General features: G+C 35.8%; 24 protein-coding genes and 1 pseudogene. 23 read left to right on the forward strand and 2 right to left on the reverse strand.

What is annotated here, in order from left to right; all coding sequences use genetic code 11:
* Positions 1-19 precede the first annotated feature (19 nt).
* The 4 genes and pseudogenes from KO561_RS03660 (at position 20) to KO561_RS03675 (ending at position 2,289) form a co-directional block, all read left to right on the forward strand.
* A complete protein-coding gene (locus KO561_RS03660) occupies positions 20-418 on the forward strand; it encodes a flavoprotein (RefSeq protein WP_231095799.1) in 399 nt (132 codons plus the stop codon).
* A 372-nt stretch (positions 419-790) separates the two neighbouring features.
* Positions 791-1,102 (forward strand): hypothetical protein, encoded by a 312-nt coding sequence (locus KO561_RS03665; RefSeq protein ID WP_231095800.1) that lies wholly within the window; start codon positions 791-793, stop codon positions 1,100-1,102.
* A gap of 528 nt (positions 1,103-1,630) precedes the next feature.
* Entirely contained in the window at positions 1,631-2,062 is a 432-nt protein-coding gene (locus KO561_RS03670; protein WP_231095801.1) for a DUF2975 domain-containing protein, read from the forward strand.
* Positions 2,063-2,100: 38 nt separating this feature from the next.
* Positions 2,101-2,289 (forward strand): annotated as a pseudogene (locus KO561_RS03675) (helix-turn-helix domain-containing protein).
* Positions 2,290-2,410: 121 nt separating this feature from the next.
* On the opposite strand, the gene KO561_RS03680 reads toward KO561_RS03675, so the two are convergent.
* A complete protein-coding gene (locus tag KO561_RS03680) occupies positions 2,411-2,590 on the reverse strand; it encodes a hypothetical protein (protein ID WP_231095802.1) in 180 nt (59 codons plus the stop codon).
* Positions 2,591-2,799: 209 nt separating this feature from the next.
* Here KO561_RS03680 and KO561_RS03685 point away from each other — a divergent pair, with 209 nt between their 5' ends.
* The 14 genes from KO561_RS03685 to KO561_RS03750 all read left to right on the forward strand — a co-directional run bounded on the left by KO561_RS03685 (position 2,800) and on the right by KO561_RS03750 (position 12,774).
* Positions 2,800-3,207, forward strand: a complete 408-nt coding sequence (locus tag KO561_RS03685; protein ID WP_231095803.1) for a hypothetical protein — start codon at positions 2,800-2,802, stop codon at positions 3,205-3,207.
* A 70-nt stretch (positions 3,208-3,277) separates the two neighbouring features.
* Positions 3,278-3,853, forward strand: coding sequence for a CBO0543 family protein (locus KO561_RS03690; RefSeq protein ID WP_231095804.1), 576 nt, complete (start codon positions 3,278-3,280; stop codon positions 3,851-3,853).
* 107 nt (positions 3,854-3,960) lie between these two features.
* Positions 3,961-4,521 (forward strand): NUDIX hydrolase, encoded by a 561-nt coding sequence (locus KO561_RS03695; protein WP_231095805.1) that lies wholly within the window; start codon positions 3,961-3,963, stop codon positions 4,519-4,521.
* Between the two features lie 95 nt (positions 4,522-4,616).
* Positions 4,617-5,036, forward strand: coding sequence for a hypothetical protein (locus tag KO561_RS03700; protein ID WP_231095806.1), 420 nt, complete (start codon positions 4,617-4,619; stop codon positions 5,034-5,036).
* A 79-nt stretch (positions 5,037-5,115) separates the two neighbouring features.
* A complete protein-coding gene (locus KO561_RS03705; RefSeq protein WP_231095807.1) occupies positions 5,116-5,616 on the forward strand; it encodes a GNAT family N-acetyltransferase in 501 nt (166 codons plus the stop codon).
* Positions 5,617-5,682: 66 nt separating this feature from the next.
* Complete coding sequence (locus KO561_RS03710) at positions 5,683-5,895, forward strand: hypothetical protein (RefSeq protein WP_231095808.1); 213 nt, start codon at positions 5,683-5,685, stop codon at positions 5,893-5,895.
* A 442-nt stretch (positions 5,896-6,337) separates the two neighbouring features.
* Positions 6,338-6,559 (forward strand): hypothetical protein, encoded by a 222-nt coding sequence (locus KO561_RS03715; RefSeq protein ID WP_231095809.1) that lies wholly within the window; start codon positions 6,338-6,340, stop codon positions 6,557-6,559.
* A 170-nt stretch (positions 6,560-6,729) separates the two neighbouring features.
* Positions 6,730-7,236, forward strand: a complete 507-nt coding sequence (locus KO561_RS03720; protein WP_231095810.1) for a DUF1648 domain-containing protein — start codon at positions 6,730-6,732, stop codon at positions 7,234-7,236.
* Between the two features lie 65 nt (positions 7,237-7,301).
* Positions 7,302-8,141: an alpha/beta fold hydrolase gene (locus KO561_RS03725; RefSeq protein WP_231095811.1), complete on the forward strand. Its 840-nt coding sequence runs from the start codon at positions 7,302-7,304 to the stop codon at positions 8,139-8,141.
* Between the two features lie 162 nt (positions 8,142-8,303).
* Positions 8,304-8,609 (forward strand): MGMT family protein, encoded by a 306-nt coding sequence (locus KO561_RS03730; protein ID WP_231095812.1) that lies wholly within the window; start codon positions 8,304-8,306, stop codon positions 8,607-8,609.
* A 148-nt stretch (positions 8,610-8,757) separates the two neighbouring features.
* Positions 8,758-9,366, forward strand: a complete 609-nt coding sequence (locus KO561_RS03735) for an ArsR/SmtB family transcription factor (RefSeq protein WP_231095813.1) — start codon at positions 8,758-8,760, stop codon at positions 9,364-9,366.
* 76 nt (positions 9,367-9,442) lie between these two features.
* On the forward strand, positions 9,443-10,723 hold the full coding sequence (locus KO561_RS03740) for an MFS transporter (protein ID WP_231097035.1): 1,281 nt from the start codon (positions 9,443-9,445) through the stop codon (positions 10,721-10,723).
* Positions 10,724-11,087: 364 nt separating this feature from the next.
* Positions 11,088-12,188 carry a metallophosphoesterase gene (locus KO561_RS03745; RefSeq protein ID WP_231095814.1) on the forward strand — a complete coding sequence of 367 codons (1,101 nt, stop codon included), beginning with the start codon at positions 11,088-11,090 and terminating at the stop codon, positions 12,186-12,188.
* A gap of 22 nt (positions 12,189-12,210) precedes the next feature.
* The gene (locus tag KO561_RS03750) at positions 12,211-12,774 is read left to right on the forward strand and encodes a cysteine hydrolase family protein (RefSeq protein WP_231095815.1); all 564 of its coding nucleotides are present in this window, start codon (positions 12,211-12,213) and stop codon (positions 12,772-12,774) included.
* Between the two features lie 54 nt (positions 12,775-12,828).
* Here KO561_RS03750 and KO561_RS03755 read toward each other — a convergent pair whose 3' ends face one another.
* Positions 12,829-13,815, reverse strand: coding sequence for a DUF3231 family protein (locus KO561_RS03755; protein ID WP_231095816.1), 987 nt, complete (start codon positions 13,813-13,815; stop codon positions 12,829-12,831).
* Positions 13,816-13,921: 106 nt separating this feature from the next.
* On the opposite strand from KO561_RS03755, the gene KO561_RS03760 reads away from it, so the two are divergent.
* From KO561_RS03760 to KO561_RS03780, 5 genes are all read left to right on the forward strand, one after another.
* On the forward strand, positions 13,922-14,476 hold the full coding sequence (locus tag KO561_RS03760) for a GNAT family N-acetyltransferase (protein ID WP_231095817.1): 555 nt from the start codon (positions 13,922-13,924) through the stop codon (positions 14,474-14,476).
* Positions 14,477-14,806: 330 nt separating this feature from the next.
* Complete coding sequence (locus KO561_RS03765; RefSeq protein ID WP_231095818.1) at positions 14,807-15,049, forward strand: hypothetical protein; 243 nt, start codon at positions 14,807-14,809, stop codon at positions 15,047-15,049.
* Between the two features lie 93 nt (positions 15,050-15,142).
* Entirely contained in the window at positions 15,143-15,541 is a 399-nt protein-coding gene (locus KO561_RS03770) for a VOC family protein (RefSeq protein WP_231095819.1), read from the forward strand.
* 72 nt (positions 15,542-15,613) lie between these two features.
* Positions 15,614-15,856 carry a hypothetical protein gene (locus KO561_RS03775; protein WP_231095820.1) on the forward strand — a complete coding sequence of 81 codons (243 nt, stop codon included), beginning with the start codon at positions 15,614-15,616 and terminating at the stop codon, positions 15,854-15,856.
* Between the two features lie 118 nt (positions 15,857-15,974).
* Positions 15,975-16,709, forward strand: a complete 735-nt coding sequence (locus KO561_RS03780; protein WP_231095821.1) for an SDR family NAD(P)-dependent oxidoreductase — start codon at positions 15,975-15,977, stop codon at positions 16,707-16,709.
* The last annotated feature ends 46 nt before the right edge of the window (positions 16,710-16,755 follow it).

A 16,755-nucleotide genomic window follows, 5' to 3' on the forward strand; every position in this document is an offset into this window, starting at 1 on the left:
GAGAAAAAGGAGTGGGACGATGGACTTTAAAAACTGGCTAGTAGACTACAAGAATGCATGGAAAACCTGTGACTTAGATAAGATGAAGCAATACATATCCAAGGGTTATCAAGCAAGAGAGGTTCGTAGTGGCGAAATTATGGATTTTGGCTATGAAGAATCAATAAACGGTTGGGAACAAGGATTCCAGTTTGTAAAACAATCGAAGGGAGAATGGGAGTTAAAGGAGCTCGCACATTATCCTTTGCATGATCGGGAGGAAATGGTAGTTATGATCGCCACGATTCGAGTGAATGGAGAGCGGTTGAATTCAGGAAACCTGTTTTTTGAAACCTTTGCGTATAAGGAAGGGAAATGGCAGTTAGTACGAAGCTATATTGAAGCGGGGTTATCCTCAGATAAGATGGATGAATATTAAGAATTAAATCTCTAACAGGTGGATACAATGGTGGGCTAGGGGCATGGGGACATCCTTTTATATCTCAGTTTGTGACTATGGATCAATTAAAGAACCAATGTGAATATTTGGAGAGAATGCTCATTTTGTTTTCTAGCACCATACCAAGAACAATTGCCCCTCAGAGCCTGATTTGTAGTGAATGGGCCGATCAAAATGGTTGATATTATTTGAAAAAATTAATCTCATTGCACCCAATAGCCCTTCAATGTCACAAAACTTCTCCCTAGTGGTTGTACAATATAGATATCAAAAAAAATCCTTAAACCATATAAGGCCACAGGGGTAAATCATGATATTTATATATGATAACTATTTTATGGAGGGGACTGTATGATTGAAATAAAACAAGGGCTTATAGAAAACCTAGAGAACTTATACAGGGAGGCATACAAGAGGAAATCACCTCCCTTTAGTGGATATGATTTAGACTCCTTAGATGTACTGATTGGCATGGCCTATAGAATAAGGTTGTTTACAAATCAATTAGAGGGAGACCACTTAGTAGATGTGGTAACTCTTATGGAACTGAAGAAACTTCTCAAGGAACTAAAAACAGAAATGATGAAAGAAGATAACTTTCCTATTCATCACTTATACCATCCAATAGAAGAATATGTAGACTTACTTGACAGGTTGATATGACCTGTCTGTTTTATGGACATTTTTAGAAAGGAGTATTCCAACACCAAAGCTTAGATCAATACAAGTCTTACTTTTAATAAAGTCTATATCCCTTAATTAACAAGGAAGAAAATTACCAAGTATATTATGGAAATCAGGTGGTGGGAAAAGTAGGTTTCATGCAACCAAGTTGGTCGTGGGAGTAATCAAAAAAATAAACCTAGTACTTATTATAAAACAACCTTTTGAATCCATTGGGGACTCTATTCATTATGAACCAAACATAGTTCTAGAGAGCATGAACCTTTTTGGGGTAGTACTGGTATGTATCCAGTCTTCCCAATGGCTTTTAAGCTGATGATGAGTGAAAAGTCCTTCCCATTAGTAGGATAGATGTCTAAAGCCCATTCTGTATCCATATATTAAATTATAATAAAAAAATATTGATAAACGATAAAACGGGAGTTAAAATAAGTCTAACCAACTTTAGAGTGAGGTGCTTTATGAAGGAATATAAGCTTTTAGTATTAAATAATTGTCATCACCGTAATGGGTGTTTCGGTTCTCGGATTTTGCCTATTTGTACTACCAGACTTAGCAAGGGATGCGGCCATTCAGAATCCTGAGTATGCTTATTTGAGATATCCTGTTGTTTATGGATTATGGACTCCTTTGATTCCTTTTTTAATTGCGCTCTATCAGGCCTTTAAACTACTGATGTATATAGAAAGGAATAGTGCATTTTCCCATGCATCTGTAATCTCATTAAAGTATATAAGAAACTGTGCTGTTGCGATCATTGGAATTTTTATCATTGGGGACGTCTTTCTTATTACTCAAAATGCTCTACACCCGGGTATAGGACTCTTATGTCTCGCTATCATGGGGGCATCTTTGGTGATAGCCGTATTTGCTGCTGTACTGAAGAAACTCTTACTAAATGCATTGAAAATAAAAGCAGAGAATGATCTAACTGTTTGAGGTGATATGGTGGCCATTTTTAAGTTAGCAAAAGAAAAATGAGTGTCACAGAGCTAACCGAGAAAGTTGGAATTACCATGGCAAACCTCTCCATTTTAAAAAATGGGAAGGCAAAAGCAATTTGATTTTCTACATTGGAGGCAATATGCAAGGCACTGGATTGTCAGCCAGGGGATAATTTGGAGTATAGAAGCGGGGTCGGAAAGGGAGAATTCATCAAAAGATAAAGCAGTTTTTTTGTTAGGAAAATATTAAGATTTTATAATCGTCTACGTGTAAGAAGTTAAATAAGATTACTATTGGTACTTTATTAAGACTCCTTAACTACTCAAAGTCACAGTGAATGTATTACTGTGACTTTGAATCCTTTTTATTTTTACCAGCAAAGTATGCTGAGCATAGAAGAAAGATTACCCCTAAGCCAAATCCAATTAGCATGGAATACTCAAAAAGATTTTTTAATGCTAATCCACCCGCGATGGATGCAACAAATAACATTATAAACATTACTGTATAGTTCTTTTTCATAAAATCTTACAACCTCCCTATGGTTATTATACTATCAGATGTTTTTATAATTTTCCTGTCTAACAATAAACTATGCAAGAGTAACCTTTTGTTTATCTTCTCTTTCCGTCATAAACGTGTATGCTATTGGTTATACTATCCTCGCAATTTTGTATCAATTCGTGATCAGAATAGGTGATGGAATGCGGATAAGGGTGGCAATCTTTAGTATGATCATGCCTGGTCTCGGTCAGTTGCTAAATCGCCAGTACCTAAAAGCAATTGTATTCTTGATTGGAGAACATATCCTAAACTTTTTGGCGAAAGTAAACAAAGCACTATATCTAGACCTTAATGGTTTTCATAGAGAGGCTGTGGAAATAGTTCATATTGAGTTTGCGATGTTTTATCCGGGCTTCTATGTGCTTTGTGTTCTTGACAGTGTGATAAACGCGGGTAAAACGGAAGACAAACGGTTTATCAATTGGTTTGCTCTTGCAGGTCTTATCGGCACAGTTGGTGTTATTTTTTCGCCCAGAAACCCATTTATGCCTGTTTTTTCTGTTGGCGTATTCATGGTGATTTTTATGTTAGTGGGATCCTTTGTCTGCAGGAAATATAACCCTGAAAAAGGATAGTAGATTTTCGTTGTATAAAAGGAACCATCAAGGATAAAATATCCAAAATAATATTTTGAGGAGAATAATTGTGGTTCCGAATCAAAACGAGTATTTTGAAAAACTAGTTTCTATTCGAGAAACTTTAAAAGAGGCAGGTACAGAATATTGGCAGCTTTATTCAGACTTTAGCACGTGGCAATTTTGGGTAGTTTGTTTTATATTATTCGCTCCTCTTGTCATCCTTCTCTTTACCATTGATCGAAAGAACATTTTTCAAATTGGATTTTTTGGATTTGCTGTCCATGTCCTATTTGCCTATATAGACTCATTCGGAATTCAATATGGCTTGTGGGGGTATCCGTATCAGGTGTTCCCATTTCTACCAAGCCTTTCGTTGGATGCATCCATTATCCCTATTTCAATCATGTTAGTGTATCAGTGGACGCTAAAACATGATAAGAACTTCTTCATTTATGCGATCATCACAGCAGCTATTTTTGGATTTGGATTTAAACCATTCTTGGTTTTAATTGGCTTGTTCGAAAAGTACAAATGGGTAAACTACCTTATCATCTTCTTTATATATATCGTGTTATTTTTATTAGGTTATCTACTAACCAGATTATTTCAACGAATGCAGAAGAAATCTCTAGATACTAAATAGGAAAAGATCGCCATGATGCGGTCTTTTTTGGCGTGAAAATATATTGGAAGATTATGTTAGGATAGGATGGAGGTATCGTACGAAACAATTAGAAGCGGAGGCAAACCATGAAAAAATGGAAAACACTAAAATCAGAATATCTACATAAGAGCCCATTTGGCAATATTAGAAAAGATCAATGTGAGCTTCCTAATGGCATTGTAATCGATGACTACTATGTTAATGAATATTCGGATTGGGTAAATGCTGTTGTCATAACGAAGGACAAGCAAATCGTTCTTGTCGAACAATACCGTTATGCTGGAGGGGACTTCTTCCTGGAAGTACCTGCTGGGAAAAGAGAAGAAGGCGAAACGCACGAGGAAGGTTTAGTTAGAGAGGTAAAGGAAGAAACAGGTTTTACTTCCTTGAAGGATCCGATTCTTTTAGGTGAATTCATGGTTAATCCAGCCACACAGAATAATAAAGTAAAGACATACTTGATTCTTGATGCATATAAAGCATATGAGCAGGATTTGGATGATACAGAAGAGATAAAGGTAACACTGTTTGATTTTGAAGAATTCGGAAATTTAGTGAGAACAAATCAAATTAAAACACAGCTCTTTACAGCCAATGCCTATTTTATGGCGCAAGATTTTCTTTCGAGTAAGAGTAATGGGATCTAGTATTTCCAGATATTTATAAAATTGTTTTCAATATGGAATAAGATAATAATACTTAAGAGAAAATAACGTTAATTAGAAGCGAAGAGGAAGATTTCATGCGCATTATTGCAGCGTTATTTTCATTACTTATGCCTGGTTTTGGGCAGATATATAATCGGGAGTTCTTAAAGGGAATTATATTCATAGTATTTGAGCACTTTGATAACATGTACGGTAAAATAAACAAATCGATTCATCTTGATTTTAATGGCTCACACCAAGAGGCACTTGATACAGTTGTGCATGATGTGATGTTATTTTACCCAGGATTCTATGTATATGCGGTCTGGGATGCCTGGTTTTATGCAAAATCAGGGGCGAATAAAACAACTACAGCAATTCCCTTTCTCGTTGGCGGGTTTCTTGGGGAATTAGGGGCTATTTTTTCTACGAAAATTCCTTTTCCTACATTGACTGTCGGACTCATAATGATCATTCCTATGTTAATTGGTATGATTATTTTCAGAAAACAATGATGAAAACAAAGTGCGTTAATCAAAAAGGATTAACGCATTTTTTAGTAGAATAATATATACAGAAAAGAGGTGCGGATAAGTGAATATTTCAATTGAAAAGCCCAAGCCAGAACATGCAGAGATGGTTGCGGAAATTTGCTCAGTCGGCTGGAAGCAAACTGTGGAAGGAAAGTTAAGTGAAGAATATCAAAAGCAGACTGTGGAATTTTGGTATAACCAGGAGCGGATTTTAAATGATATGGAATCAGGTTCCTATACGCATGTAGCACTTGTGAACTCCAAAGTGGTTGGTGTTATTGGTGGCGCTATGACAAGTTCTCAGACTGGAGAAGTGTTTGTTCTTTATGTGGATGAAACTTACCGATATAAAGGAATTGGAAGACTTCTCCTTGAAGCCTTGACGAAACAGCAAAAAGAAAAAGGTGCAACGGAACAATGGGTGTCTGTTCAGGAAAATAATCAACGCGGCATTCCATTCTACGAAGCTAGGGGCTTTACCTTTCAGGAGAAAAAGATTACCCCAACAGATACGGGAGAGGAGCAGGTATCTCTTCGGTATTATAGGAAACTAAAAGGATAGTATCTTGGAGAATAATGAAACAATGGTCATCGCTAAATGGAAGCCAAGTGAATAGGAGAGACTAGCATGGAAGTAATCTTAACAAGTTTTTTCTCAGCCATCATAATAATGATCACCGTTTACTCTATTCTTAAAGCGTTACATATCGGTTATAAACGGAAAGAGATTTCCATAAGAAAGTATTGGGTCTATGCTTCTTCTACTGTCGTTATAGGTTTAGCGGTAGCTTCTACTTTACCTTTTGCTTTTCAAAAGATTTATGAGATGGTACTGCAGTAATTTTAAGGAGGAGGGAAAGCGATGAGACTATATCTAGATATCTTCGAAAATAACCAACCAGCTGTTCACGCCTAAGTCGGTCTTAGGAGAGGACTATCTTCTGCAGTATTAGGGTGGTTGTTGCTGGATTTGCAGGGGTATTAATCGATTGGTGGATTCCCTACTTCTTTGGGTTTGGAGCAGAGCAAAGAGCCGAAAGCTACAACCAAATGTTTGGTGATACACACTCTTTTTCTCTCAATAATGAACGGAATGGTCCCAAACACTTTACATATTCTTTTTCATACCACGCTATTAATCTGTATTTTCATAACTGTTTATATTACAATGATTGATTCAAGAAAAAGAGAAAAGGATAATAACGTTTTTTCTGAGAATGTAAATTGAAAGTTCTCTATGTCCTATTTGTAATGTGCACTATAGTAGAAAAGAGGGAAGACACATGAAGTTATTCTTCAAGGATATGAGCAGAAAAGAATCAGAAAACTGGAACAAAAGTGCAATACTTGGGTTTTATGTGTATATGTTTTTATTATTTTTAGACCTAACCTCTCTTTTATTTTTAGAACGTCATATCTTTTCTACTATTTTAATTTTTTGGACTGGGTTAGTTGTAGCTTATGGGTGCAACTTTATTTTGAACCTGAAGACCAAAAAGAAATAAAAAGGAATGAAATTCTATAAGAATGGTTTTGCTGCATTGTCAGGGTCGTTGGTCCAAGGGATGATTAACGCTCTTTTTGTGGAATTCTTGTATAAGTAGATAGATTAATAAAAAAACATCTGATGGGGAAAGCATGACTTGCATAGTTTTTAATAGGTAGGTGAGGGTAAATGTCAGACTCCTGGAAGCGTCCAAAAATTAAAATGTCAAAAACAAAAAGGGAATGGGCATGGGATATCATTGGATATACCTGTTACTTAGGATCGGTAATCTTTTTAATTATCATTTGGAACATGCTTCCGGAAGAAGTTCCTGCACATTATAACGCTTCGGGTGAAGTTGATCGTTGGGGATCGAAAACAGAACTGCTCATCTTACCTATTGTCGGTGCATTTATCTCTGTTTTCATGCATTGGATAGAAAAATTCCCTGAAGTACACAATTATCCTAGACGATTTAATGAATCCAACGCAGAAGAGTTTTATTTACTAAGTCGAAAAATGATAAATCAGATAAAAAATATTTGTCTCATTATTTTCTCTTTAATCTTATTTGAATCAGTTTCCATTGCATTAGACTGGGGAAGTGGATTTGGTAAATGGTTTTTACCGATAACGATTCTTGGTACGGGTGTTCCAATTGTATTAGGTATAATTAAGCAAAAAAAAATTAAATAGCTGTAGAAGTGGAATTCGTTAATAAGTGGATTGGAAAAATATATTGAACTACTGGAGGCAGTACTTTGCATAGATATTTTATTAATAACGGAGAAATAAATGTCCATGTTACGGAATGGGGAGATAGGAATAATCCTGTAATCTTTTGTCTTCATGGTTTGGGAAGCACCAGTCTTAGTTTTATCGAAATTGCAGATAAACTGAAAGATAACTTTAGAATTGTTGCAATGGATGCTCCTGGTCATGGTAAGACAGCTCCTTTTAAAACTTCTGAACAATATGAAATGCCTTCCATTGTAAAGTGGTTGAACAACATATTAGAAAAGCTTAATATTGGAAAATTTTATTCTCTATCACATTCTTGGGGAAGTTTTGTATCTCTATTTTATTTACATAGGTATCCTAAAAAAGTACTGGGAACCATTTTAATTGATGGTGGCTACCAAACGAAGAGGCTTAAAAAACAGTCATTGGAGGAAGAAGTATCTTATTATGAACGAGATTTTGAAGACTACCTAGATACGTGGGAACAGTTTTTAGAAGAAGCTGTATATGGTGCTGTTTCCCGAAGATCTTCATTACTTGATCTGGCTGGTGAAGACCTTGCTTTAGAAAAAGAGAACCGCTTTTATTGGCATGCGAGAGGAACAACAGGTGGAAATATCGTTAAAGCAATGCACAAGCATGAAACAGAAAATATCTATGAAGAATTGCCTTCTAACATACTGCTGTTAAGAGCAACATTACCTAAAGACCGAGATAATTACCGAGATTTGACTTCAAAATTATTTCAACAAAAAACTGGGGGAACAGTGAATTTAGTTCCAAATACGTCCCATATGTTGCATTGGGATAATCCCGATATAGTTGTAAAAGAAATAAGAAAGAGATGGGTATATTCTTAATGAACCAATTAATAGCTCTTATCTTTTTGGTGTTGGTTCATTCTGTATAAAGCCTAAAAAGGAAGAGGAAAACAAAAATATTGAACTTCCTACAGCTTCTTTCACTATCTGGTTAGGAGGGTTCTAAGGAAAAAACAATGAAATGGATAGGAGGCACAGACCGTGACACCATTCACCGAAGCCGTCATTGATATTATTCGAAACATTCCTGAAGGCAAGGTTATGACGTATGGACAGATTGCGAGGCTTGCTGGAAACCATAGGGCTGCTCGTCAAGTACTGCGTATCCTCCATTCCATGAGCCAAAAGCATCGTCTGCCTTGGCATCGTGTAATTAATGCGAAAGGACAGATAGCAATAAAGCGCGATGATTCTTATAACGAGCAAATCATGAACCTACAGATGGAGGGGGTTGATGTAAGCACGGAAGGTATGATTAATTTAGAGAGATTTCAGTGGAAGGGATAGCAATAAATTTTAAGAAAGCTTCTTTTTAATACATAGAGCATGATCAAATAACGGAAGTAAATAAATGATCCTTGAATTGGAAAAAAGATTATGATATATTCTTGTTAAGAAAAATTAACCGGTAAAAATAATTATGGGGAGTGGATTTATGAAATCAATGTTGACCTTAACCAAACATAGCCAACTAAAAGCATTAAGTGATCCAATTAGAGCAGAGATTATGTTGCGTCTAATTGAAAAACCACATACAGGTCAAATGTTGTCCGAAAGAACTGGATTGTCTCGAGCAAAAATTCACTATCATTTAAAAGAGTTAGAGAAAAATGAATTAATTTATTTAGTTAGAAAAGAAGAAAAAGGTGGGGTTATCCAAAAATTTTATCAGTCAGCTGCAAGGGGTTTTACTCCCTCAAGTGAACTACTTCCGCATATTAAGGATGTTAGTGAAACTTCCAGACAGTTACTACTTCAAATGGCTGAAAAGACAAAAAGCGTAATACTATCTGCACCAGAGCATGCTTTTAAACAAAATCAAGCCAGTGAAAATCCTTCCGAATGGTCTTATGTTGGTGCGATGTGGCAGTATTCGCTGTCTGAAAAAAACTTTCAAGAATGGATTCATAAGTATTTTTCATTGATGGATGAACTTAGCAAAATGGCCAGGGAAACAAATGATGAAGCGGAAAAAAAACTTTATTATATTTCAACTATGGCGTTTGAAGTTGATGATTTGATTATGGAAAATGAAGAGGATTAAAACTCTTCTTTTTTTAAAAGTATAGTTAAGAAAAATTAACCGGTCAACAAAAATGAATATAAGAGGTGTTTTTATGATTTCCTTGTTAAAAAACAAAAACTTTTTTGTATTGTTTTTCGGCAGAATTATTACAAATATAGGAGACAGTTTATATTACGTTGCCTCCATGTGGTTGGTTCACAGCATTGGCAATAATCCATTTTATACAGGGTTAGCTGGATTTCTAATTCTACTTCCAAAAGCATTACAATTTCTTGTTGGTCCACTAGTTGATAAGTGGAAAACAAAGAAGGTGCTTGTTATTACCCAGATTTCTCAGTCCATTTTAATTTTGGTCATCCCTGTCGCTTATTATTTCGATTTTCTTTCTATTCAACTTATTTTAATTATGATGCCAATCATTGCAATAATTGAAGAGTTTGCTTATCCAACTCAAACCAAAGCACTTCCCTTAATTATAAAGAAAACAGATTTAGTTAAAGGGAACTCCTTATTTGCCTTTGCGTATCAAGGGGTAGATATTGTTTTTAATGCCCTCTCGGGAGTCATCGTAGCTATATTCGGTGCGATCACAATATACTTTATTGATTCTGTTACGTTTGCATTAGCTGCACTCTTTTTTTCATTGATTAAACTGAAAGAAAATACTGCCCAGAATAACTACCCAAGAAAAAATATAAAATTATCTATTGTTGAATATGGCAGAGATTTGAAAGAAGGAATCTATCTTGTTTTTAAGTCTTTATTGTGGGTCTTTCTTATAGGCTCGTTTGTAGCGAATTTAGCAATTGGTATAACGATGGCCATATTACCTGATTTTTCAGAGGAGTTGGGAGGGGTGGAAATGTACGGAATACTCCTAACCGCATTATCTACTGGTTCATTAACAGGAGCGCTTTTAGGACCAATATTAGGGAAATATAAGGTAGGCAAGGTTTCCATCATTTGCTTCACGCTAGGTGCAGTTTCTTGGTCATTATCAGGGTGGTTATCATCGCCTATTATTAGCACTATCTTATTTGGATTAGCATGGATTCCGATTGGAGCAGTAAATGTCTTATTTGCGGGTATTAGTCAATCGATTGTCCCTAATCGATTATTAGGCAGAGTAAATTCTGTTATGTATAGCTTTAGTATAATGGCCATGCCAGTTGGATCCTTGTTAGGCGGATACTTATGTACTATTTTTGATAGTGCCCTAATTTTCACATGTACTGGTTTGGGGATTGCTTTTATAGCTTTAACTTGGTTTTTCCAACATAACTTAAGGAGTTTACCTATGGCGAATGATATTAATGCTTACACATTTAAGATTACTTATTACGAGCAGAAAAATGATGTAGCGACAGAAAAGTAAGATTGAAATGGATAGGAGGCGTTGAAAGTGTGGTTTAAGTATTCAAATGAAAGAAGGCAAACTAATAATTATTAACCAAAAATAGGAAATAGTTATGATATAATATTTACTAGATAGTAGAATAGCGGGTAGCGGACCATACCTCTGCTAATAGACAAAATGAACAAAAATAATCCATCCGTTTATGGATGTGCTACGATAAGTCGAAGCGGTGGCTCGCTTCGGCTTTCTTAATAGGTGTAATGGTATTTAAATTATAAGTGATTTTTTGCAAAAGGTGAGAAATGGGTCTTTCATCGGTTAATCAATGCTTCGATTTAATGGTATAGAATAAGAGAACAAAAAGAAAAGAAGGGTATTAACATTGGACAAAATCAAACAACTATCCATTCCAAATAACAGTAGAATCATAGTAACCTCTGATATACATGGAGAAATAGAGCTATTCAAAAATCTATTAAAGAAAGTACATTTTACTGAAGAGGATTACTTAATTATCAACGGGGATTTGGGTGAAAAGGGTACAAACAGTAAAGAAGTTGTACGCTATATTATGGAGCTATCTTCTAACAACCCTAGGGTTCATGTGATAGAGGGGAATTGTGACGCGATAGTGGAGGACCTTTTAGAAGAAAATCCTCTATTAATAAAATATCTCTGTAATCGAAAACATTCCCTATTCAATGAATGGTTAGAGGAAATAGGTTTTAATCTCAATGAAGATTCTAGTATTCAAGAAGTGAAAGAGTTACTAAGCAATCACTTTTCAAAAGAAATAAAGTGGTTATCGGAATTGCCAACTGTGATTGAAACAGATCATTTTATCTTTGTTCATGCAGGATTAGACAATATTGAGAATTGGCAAGACACGGATCGAGATACTGCTGTTTCCATTCCTACCTTCTTAGACAAAACACATCAAGCTAACAAGTATGTGATCGTTGGTCACTGGCCAGTCGGTAATTATTCAAGAGATATCCCAGATAACAATCCATTTATCGATGAAAAGAAAAGAATCGTAGCAATTGATGGTGGCAATGTCATCAAATATACGGGACAATTAAATGCATTTATCATAGAAAGGTCCTCAATCGGAGATAAGTTTTCCCATACATATGTGGACTTTCTGCCAAGTCGTAACGTGTTAAAGGATTTTAGAGGAGATCATGGAATGATTAGGGCTGTGGGTTATCCAAACTATCATATTGTTCCACTGGAAAAAGGTGAACACTTTACTTTATGTAAACAAGTAGAGACCAATCAAGTTCTTCATGTGAAAAATGAGTATATTTTGCAAGCGGAAAATGGTCATTTTACCGTCAAAGCAGATGTATCCTGTGCACAATTAAGCATAAGTGAAGGAGATGTCGTATCGTTAGTAGATGAAAGCTGCTCTGGATATACCCTGATCAAAAAGGATGGAAAAGTCGGTTGGGTTGCAAAAGATTGTCTTAGTCGAAGGTAGTAGATTTTAAGGGGGTAATGAATTGAAGCAAGCTTTACTAATTATTGATGCTCAGCAAGATTTAATGGAAGGGAACAGCGAGGGACAAGGAGTTTTTGAGAAGAAAAAGATTATCGATAATATAAACAAGGTAATGGAACAAGCCACAAAAGAAAACATTGCAATTGTCTTTATTAGAGATACGGATGTTGCAAATGGAGAAGGACCAGGATTTCAGATCCACCAAGATATAAGCGTACCAGAGACGGCGGTTATTTTTGATAAAGCTGCCACGAACTCCTTTTATGGTACGCCGTTACTGGAACACTTCAAACAAAATGATATCGAACATATAGTCATTATGGGATGTAAGACAGAACATTGTGTTGATACTGCAGTTCGAACAGCAACGATCCAGGGCTTTGATGTGACGCTAGTTGGAGATGGACATACTACGTCTAATTCTAAAAATCTTTCTGCACAGCAAATTATTGCACATCACAATGAAACGCTGCACGGACATTATAATGTAGATAACTTTTCACTTGTACGGAATACAGACGAAGCCCTTTTTCACCCTATCCATAATGAGTATCGAGATGATTAGATGACTCTTGTCTGTTACAAACAAAAAGCAATAACTTATATGGCTATTGCCTGATTAATTAGTGTTTGCCTCATGATCGACTGCTTGGGGTGGTTCTTCTAGCCAACCGTGGTTGATCATAATATCTAATCCTTCCTTTGCAAATAAAGCAATTTCAACGGATAACCTTTGATAGTTTAAGGTTAAATCGTAACGCATGCTACCGGTGGATGCTGTAGAATAATTTCCTTGTCCAGTTGCGCTCAATACAGACATAAGAAAAATCACTAAGCGATCTGAAAAAACTCGGGTATTTGAATTAGATACAGCAATATCTGATCCTGTTGGTGCAGTAATGTTAGATTCTTTTAACATGTTAGAGAATATATCAATGTGTTTTTGGGATATCTTTTGTCCGCGTTTCATATAAGCCTTAACTTCTTTGGAGTCCGTTGTTTGTGCAAAACCCATGCAAATCTGTGTACCAACTGTATTTGTTTTGATATTTTCAAAAATATGACTAATTTCAATGGTGTTCAATACTCGCTTGTTAAAAGGACTTAGATATTTTTTGCCTTGAACGTACTCTACCTCATCTTGAATATCTATTTGAGGTGCACGAACAAACAAACCTTTAGCTAAGGAAGTGTCTGTGCTCAAATTAAAAAATTTCATGTTTTCTGTTAGAGAGTACGTAAATAGTTCTCGTATATCTTTACGAGCAGATCCTGCTAAAGATAAACCGTGTGCAAGTAATCCGGCCTTGCTCATATTTTCAAGAAACATGAGCATTAAAGAGTCTGAGAACAATTTTGGAGCATTCAAATCAACATCGTTTTCAGAAAATCCTTCAGGTACTGGAAGTTTTTCATGTGAAAATATTTCTTTGATTGTGCGAACACAATATTTCGACATCTCTAAAGCATGGACGATTACTTTTTTTATATCTTCATCCTCCACTTTTTCGAGAAAGTAGCTTAGTATTTGAATGGACATAGTATTTTGGACATATTGAGTCCACATAAAGCCAATTTCATTAGCAGTTAATTTAATTTTGTTCATGCATGCAACTCCTTGTTCAGAATTCCTTATACTATGTTTCTCTATGTGAAAATTTTTATTCATAAGATTTTTTTAGCACAAAATGAATGTATAGGAAGTGACAAGAATGATTGAATTAAGCTATAAACCAACTCTTACAGGTGATAAAGTTACTTTAAGACCGTTCAGAGAAGAGGACTTTCCTTATTTGGAAGAGTGCTTAAAAGATCCAGAGGTATTAAAGCTTACAGGAAGTACAGCCGATTTTGATAGAGAAACTGTAAGAAAGTGGTACAGTACTAGAAATGAACAGCCAGATCGTTTGGATCTTGCCATTGTCGATAGGCCACAAGAAATTGTGGTTGGGGAAGTCGTGGTTAATGAGTATGATGAAAATAATCAAAGCATGAACTTCCGGATACTAATAGGACCGGGAGGGAGAAATCGAGGTCTAGGAACGGAAGCAACTCAACTCTTCATTGACTATATTTTTGAAGCAACTGATTTATGTCAATTGACCTTGGGTGTATATGATTTCAATCCGAGAGCAAAGAAAGTATATGAAAAGATAGGATTTGTCTTCGATCGTATAGATAAAAACGATTTGGAGTTTGAGGGCGAATGGATTGATGCTATTAATATGAAACTTACAAAAGCGGAATGGGCGAAAGGACAAGTCTGATTCGGGAATACTTGAGTGTTTGATAATACTAGTACATAAGAAGTGGTAAGGAGATGGAAGGACAGAAAACGTGATATTGTCCACCGAATAGAATAGAAATATGGTGAATAGGGATTTCTGTAATGGAGATCCTTTATTTTTATCCCGTGCGAAAATGGAATTTTATGTTAAAGTGGAGGAGTGAACAATCGGAGCTTTTTTTCGGTGAAAGGGTGTTTTTTGAACAATGTAACAGAAAAAAATAATAAAAAAGAAAGAAATAATATCGATAAGATTGGGACTGGGTCCGACTTAGCCCTGGTTAATCTTATTTAAATAGGAGGATTTACTTTGGAAGAGGAAATACAAAGAGATGGAAGGAATGTTTTGTTAACGGTTAGCTGGATTGCTGTTTTTTTGCCTTACTTGTTTAGTCCAATTGCGGTTGGTCCTATTGCATTCTGTCTTGGGGTTGTTCTAAACCGGGATTATGAAGTTGGGAATCAAGGTAAAATTATTAAGACATTGGCTGTTGTAAACACATTTGGTGGTATTATATTCGCGAACTGGTTAAGGTTTTATCTAGGCGCATAAATTTTTATCGTAATAGGAGTAGTGTAAACAAAGAGCTTATGAACCCACTTGGTCTTAAACTTAGGAAAACGACTATCTACAAGGAGGAACGATATGATTTTTGAAATGACAACTCAAGTTCGTGTTACGGACATGAAGGAAGGTCAAAAGTGGTATGAAACATTATTAAATAGAAAGCCTGATTTTATCCCGCACAATGGATTTGCCGAATGGGAGCTCATCCCAGGGTGTTGGTTACAAGTAGCTGAAGGTCATGTAACGGAAGGCAATGGTCCGTTAAGATTAGGTATGACTGATATTGAAGCGGAAAAAGATAGACTTATCAAGGAATTAAAAATCGATAACTTTGAGATTTATTCTAGACCTGAGGTGCCCGTAAAGTGGGGGACATTTAGTGATCCGTGGGGAAATCGCATTGGTTTCTTTGAATACTTGAATAAACGTGAGGAACAAGAGCGGATTCAGACTATATTAGGAAGAACGGAAGTGTAAAAGGTTTGTAGGACTGTTCCTTTCATGCAACTTTTTGATACTTAGGAAAAATCGTTCGAGAGGATGGCAATAATGGCCACTTTTAGTTGGATGATATTCATATGGCAATCTGCATTAGTGCTTTCTATTTTCACATTTCTTTTCGGTATTTTTAAAAAATCGTGGATTTCATTGTTGATTAGTTCTGTAGCGTCCTTACCAATTGCTTATTACTTTTATGGGGCTGAAAACTGCTGGCGGATAATTTCTTTACTACCTGTCTTGTTAGGTGGGCTGGCTTTCATTTTCTGGAGAAACTACAAAGTGAACGTGTAACAATCACAGAGTAAATAGAGTGGTGTTTTTTTGCTAGTTGCGTTAGTCATAGAAGGATTAGCGCTTTTTTTGTGGAATATATTTCTTATATTATAGGAGGTCAGGAGATGATTTTAAAATGCTTACAAGTAACAAATTGATTGTAACGGGAGCGGGTTCTGGAATTGGAAAGGCAATTGTGAATCAATGCTTACATGAAGGAGCCTCTGTAATCGCCTGTGATGTCAACGAACAATACCTTAACGAATTAAAACAGTCTACGGATAAGAGGGATTCACTTTATACATATCAGATCGATGTAAGTGATTATGAGCGGGTTTCTGTATTTTTTAACTATGTGGAAAAGGAACACTCTGATGTAGACGGTCTGGTAAACAATGCAGGGATTTATCTTGGTAAACCTATTTTGGACTATGAAATCGAAGAGATTAATAAGGTAATAGATATAAATGTGAAAGGGTATATATATTTCTCGCAAATGTTCGGTAAAAAGATAACGGAGAGTCAATCCAGTGGAGCCATTGTGAATATTTCCTCGGTTTCAGCAATGGAAGGAAGTTCTGATGCTATTTATGGACTAACTAAAGCGGCTATTCTTGGATTGACTAAGAGTTGTGCCATGAATTTTTCGCCATATGTCAGAGTCAATGCGGTTGCTCCAACTATGGTGAGTACTTCGATGATGGATACGATACCGAATTGGCGAAAAGAGGAGTATGTAAAACATCAACTTATAGATACACCTGTGATGCCGAAAGATATTGCTCATACCGTGACTTTTTTAATCTCTGATAAAGCAAGTCACTATACAGGAGCAACGTTTGATATTAATAATGGAGGATATTTGAGGTAAATATTCAAAAAAGAACCCCTCAACCTATAATAATAGATTAAGAGGT

The organism is Radiobacillus kanasensis, from assembly GCF_021049245.1.
Classification (GTDB): domain Bacteria; phylum Bacillota; class Bacilli; order Bacillales; family Amphibacillaceae; genus Radiobacillus; species Radiobacillus kanasensis.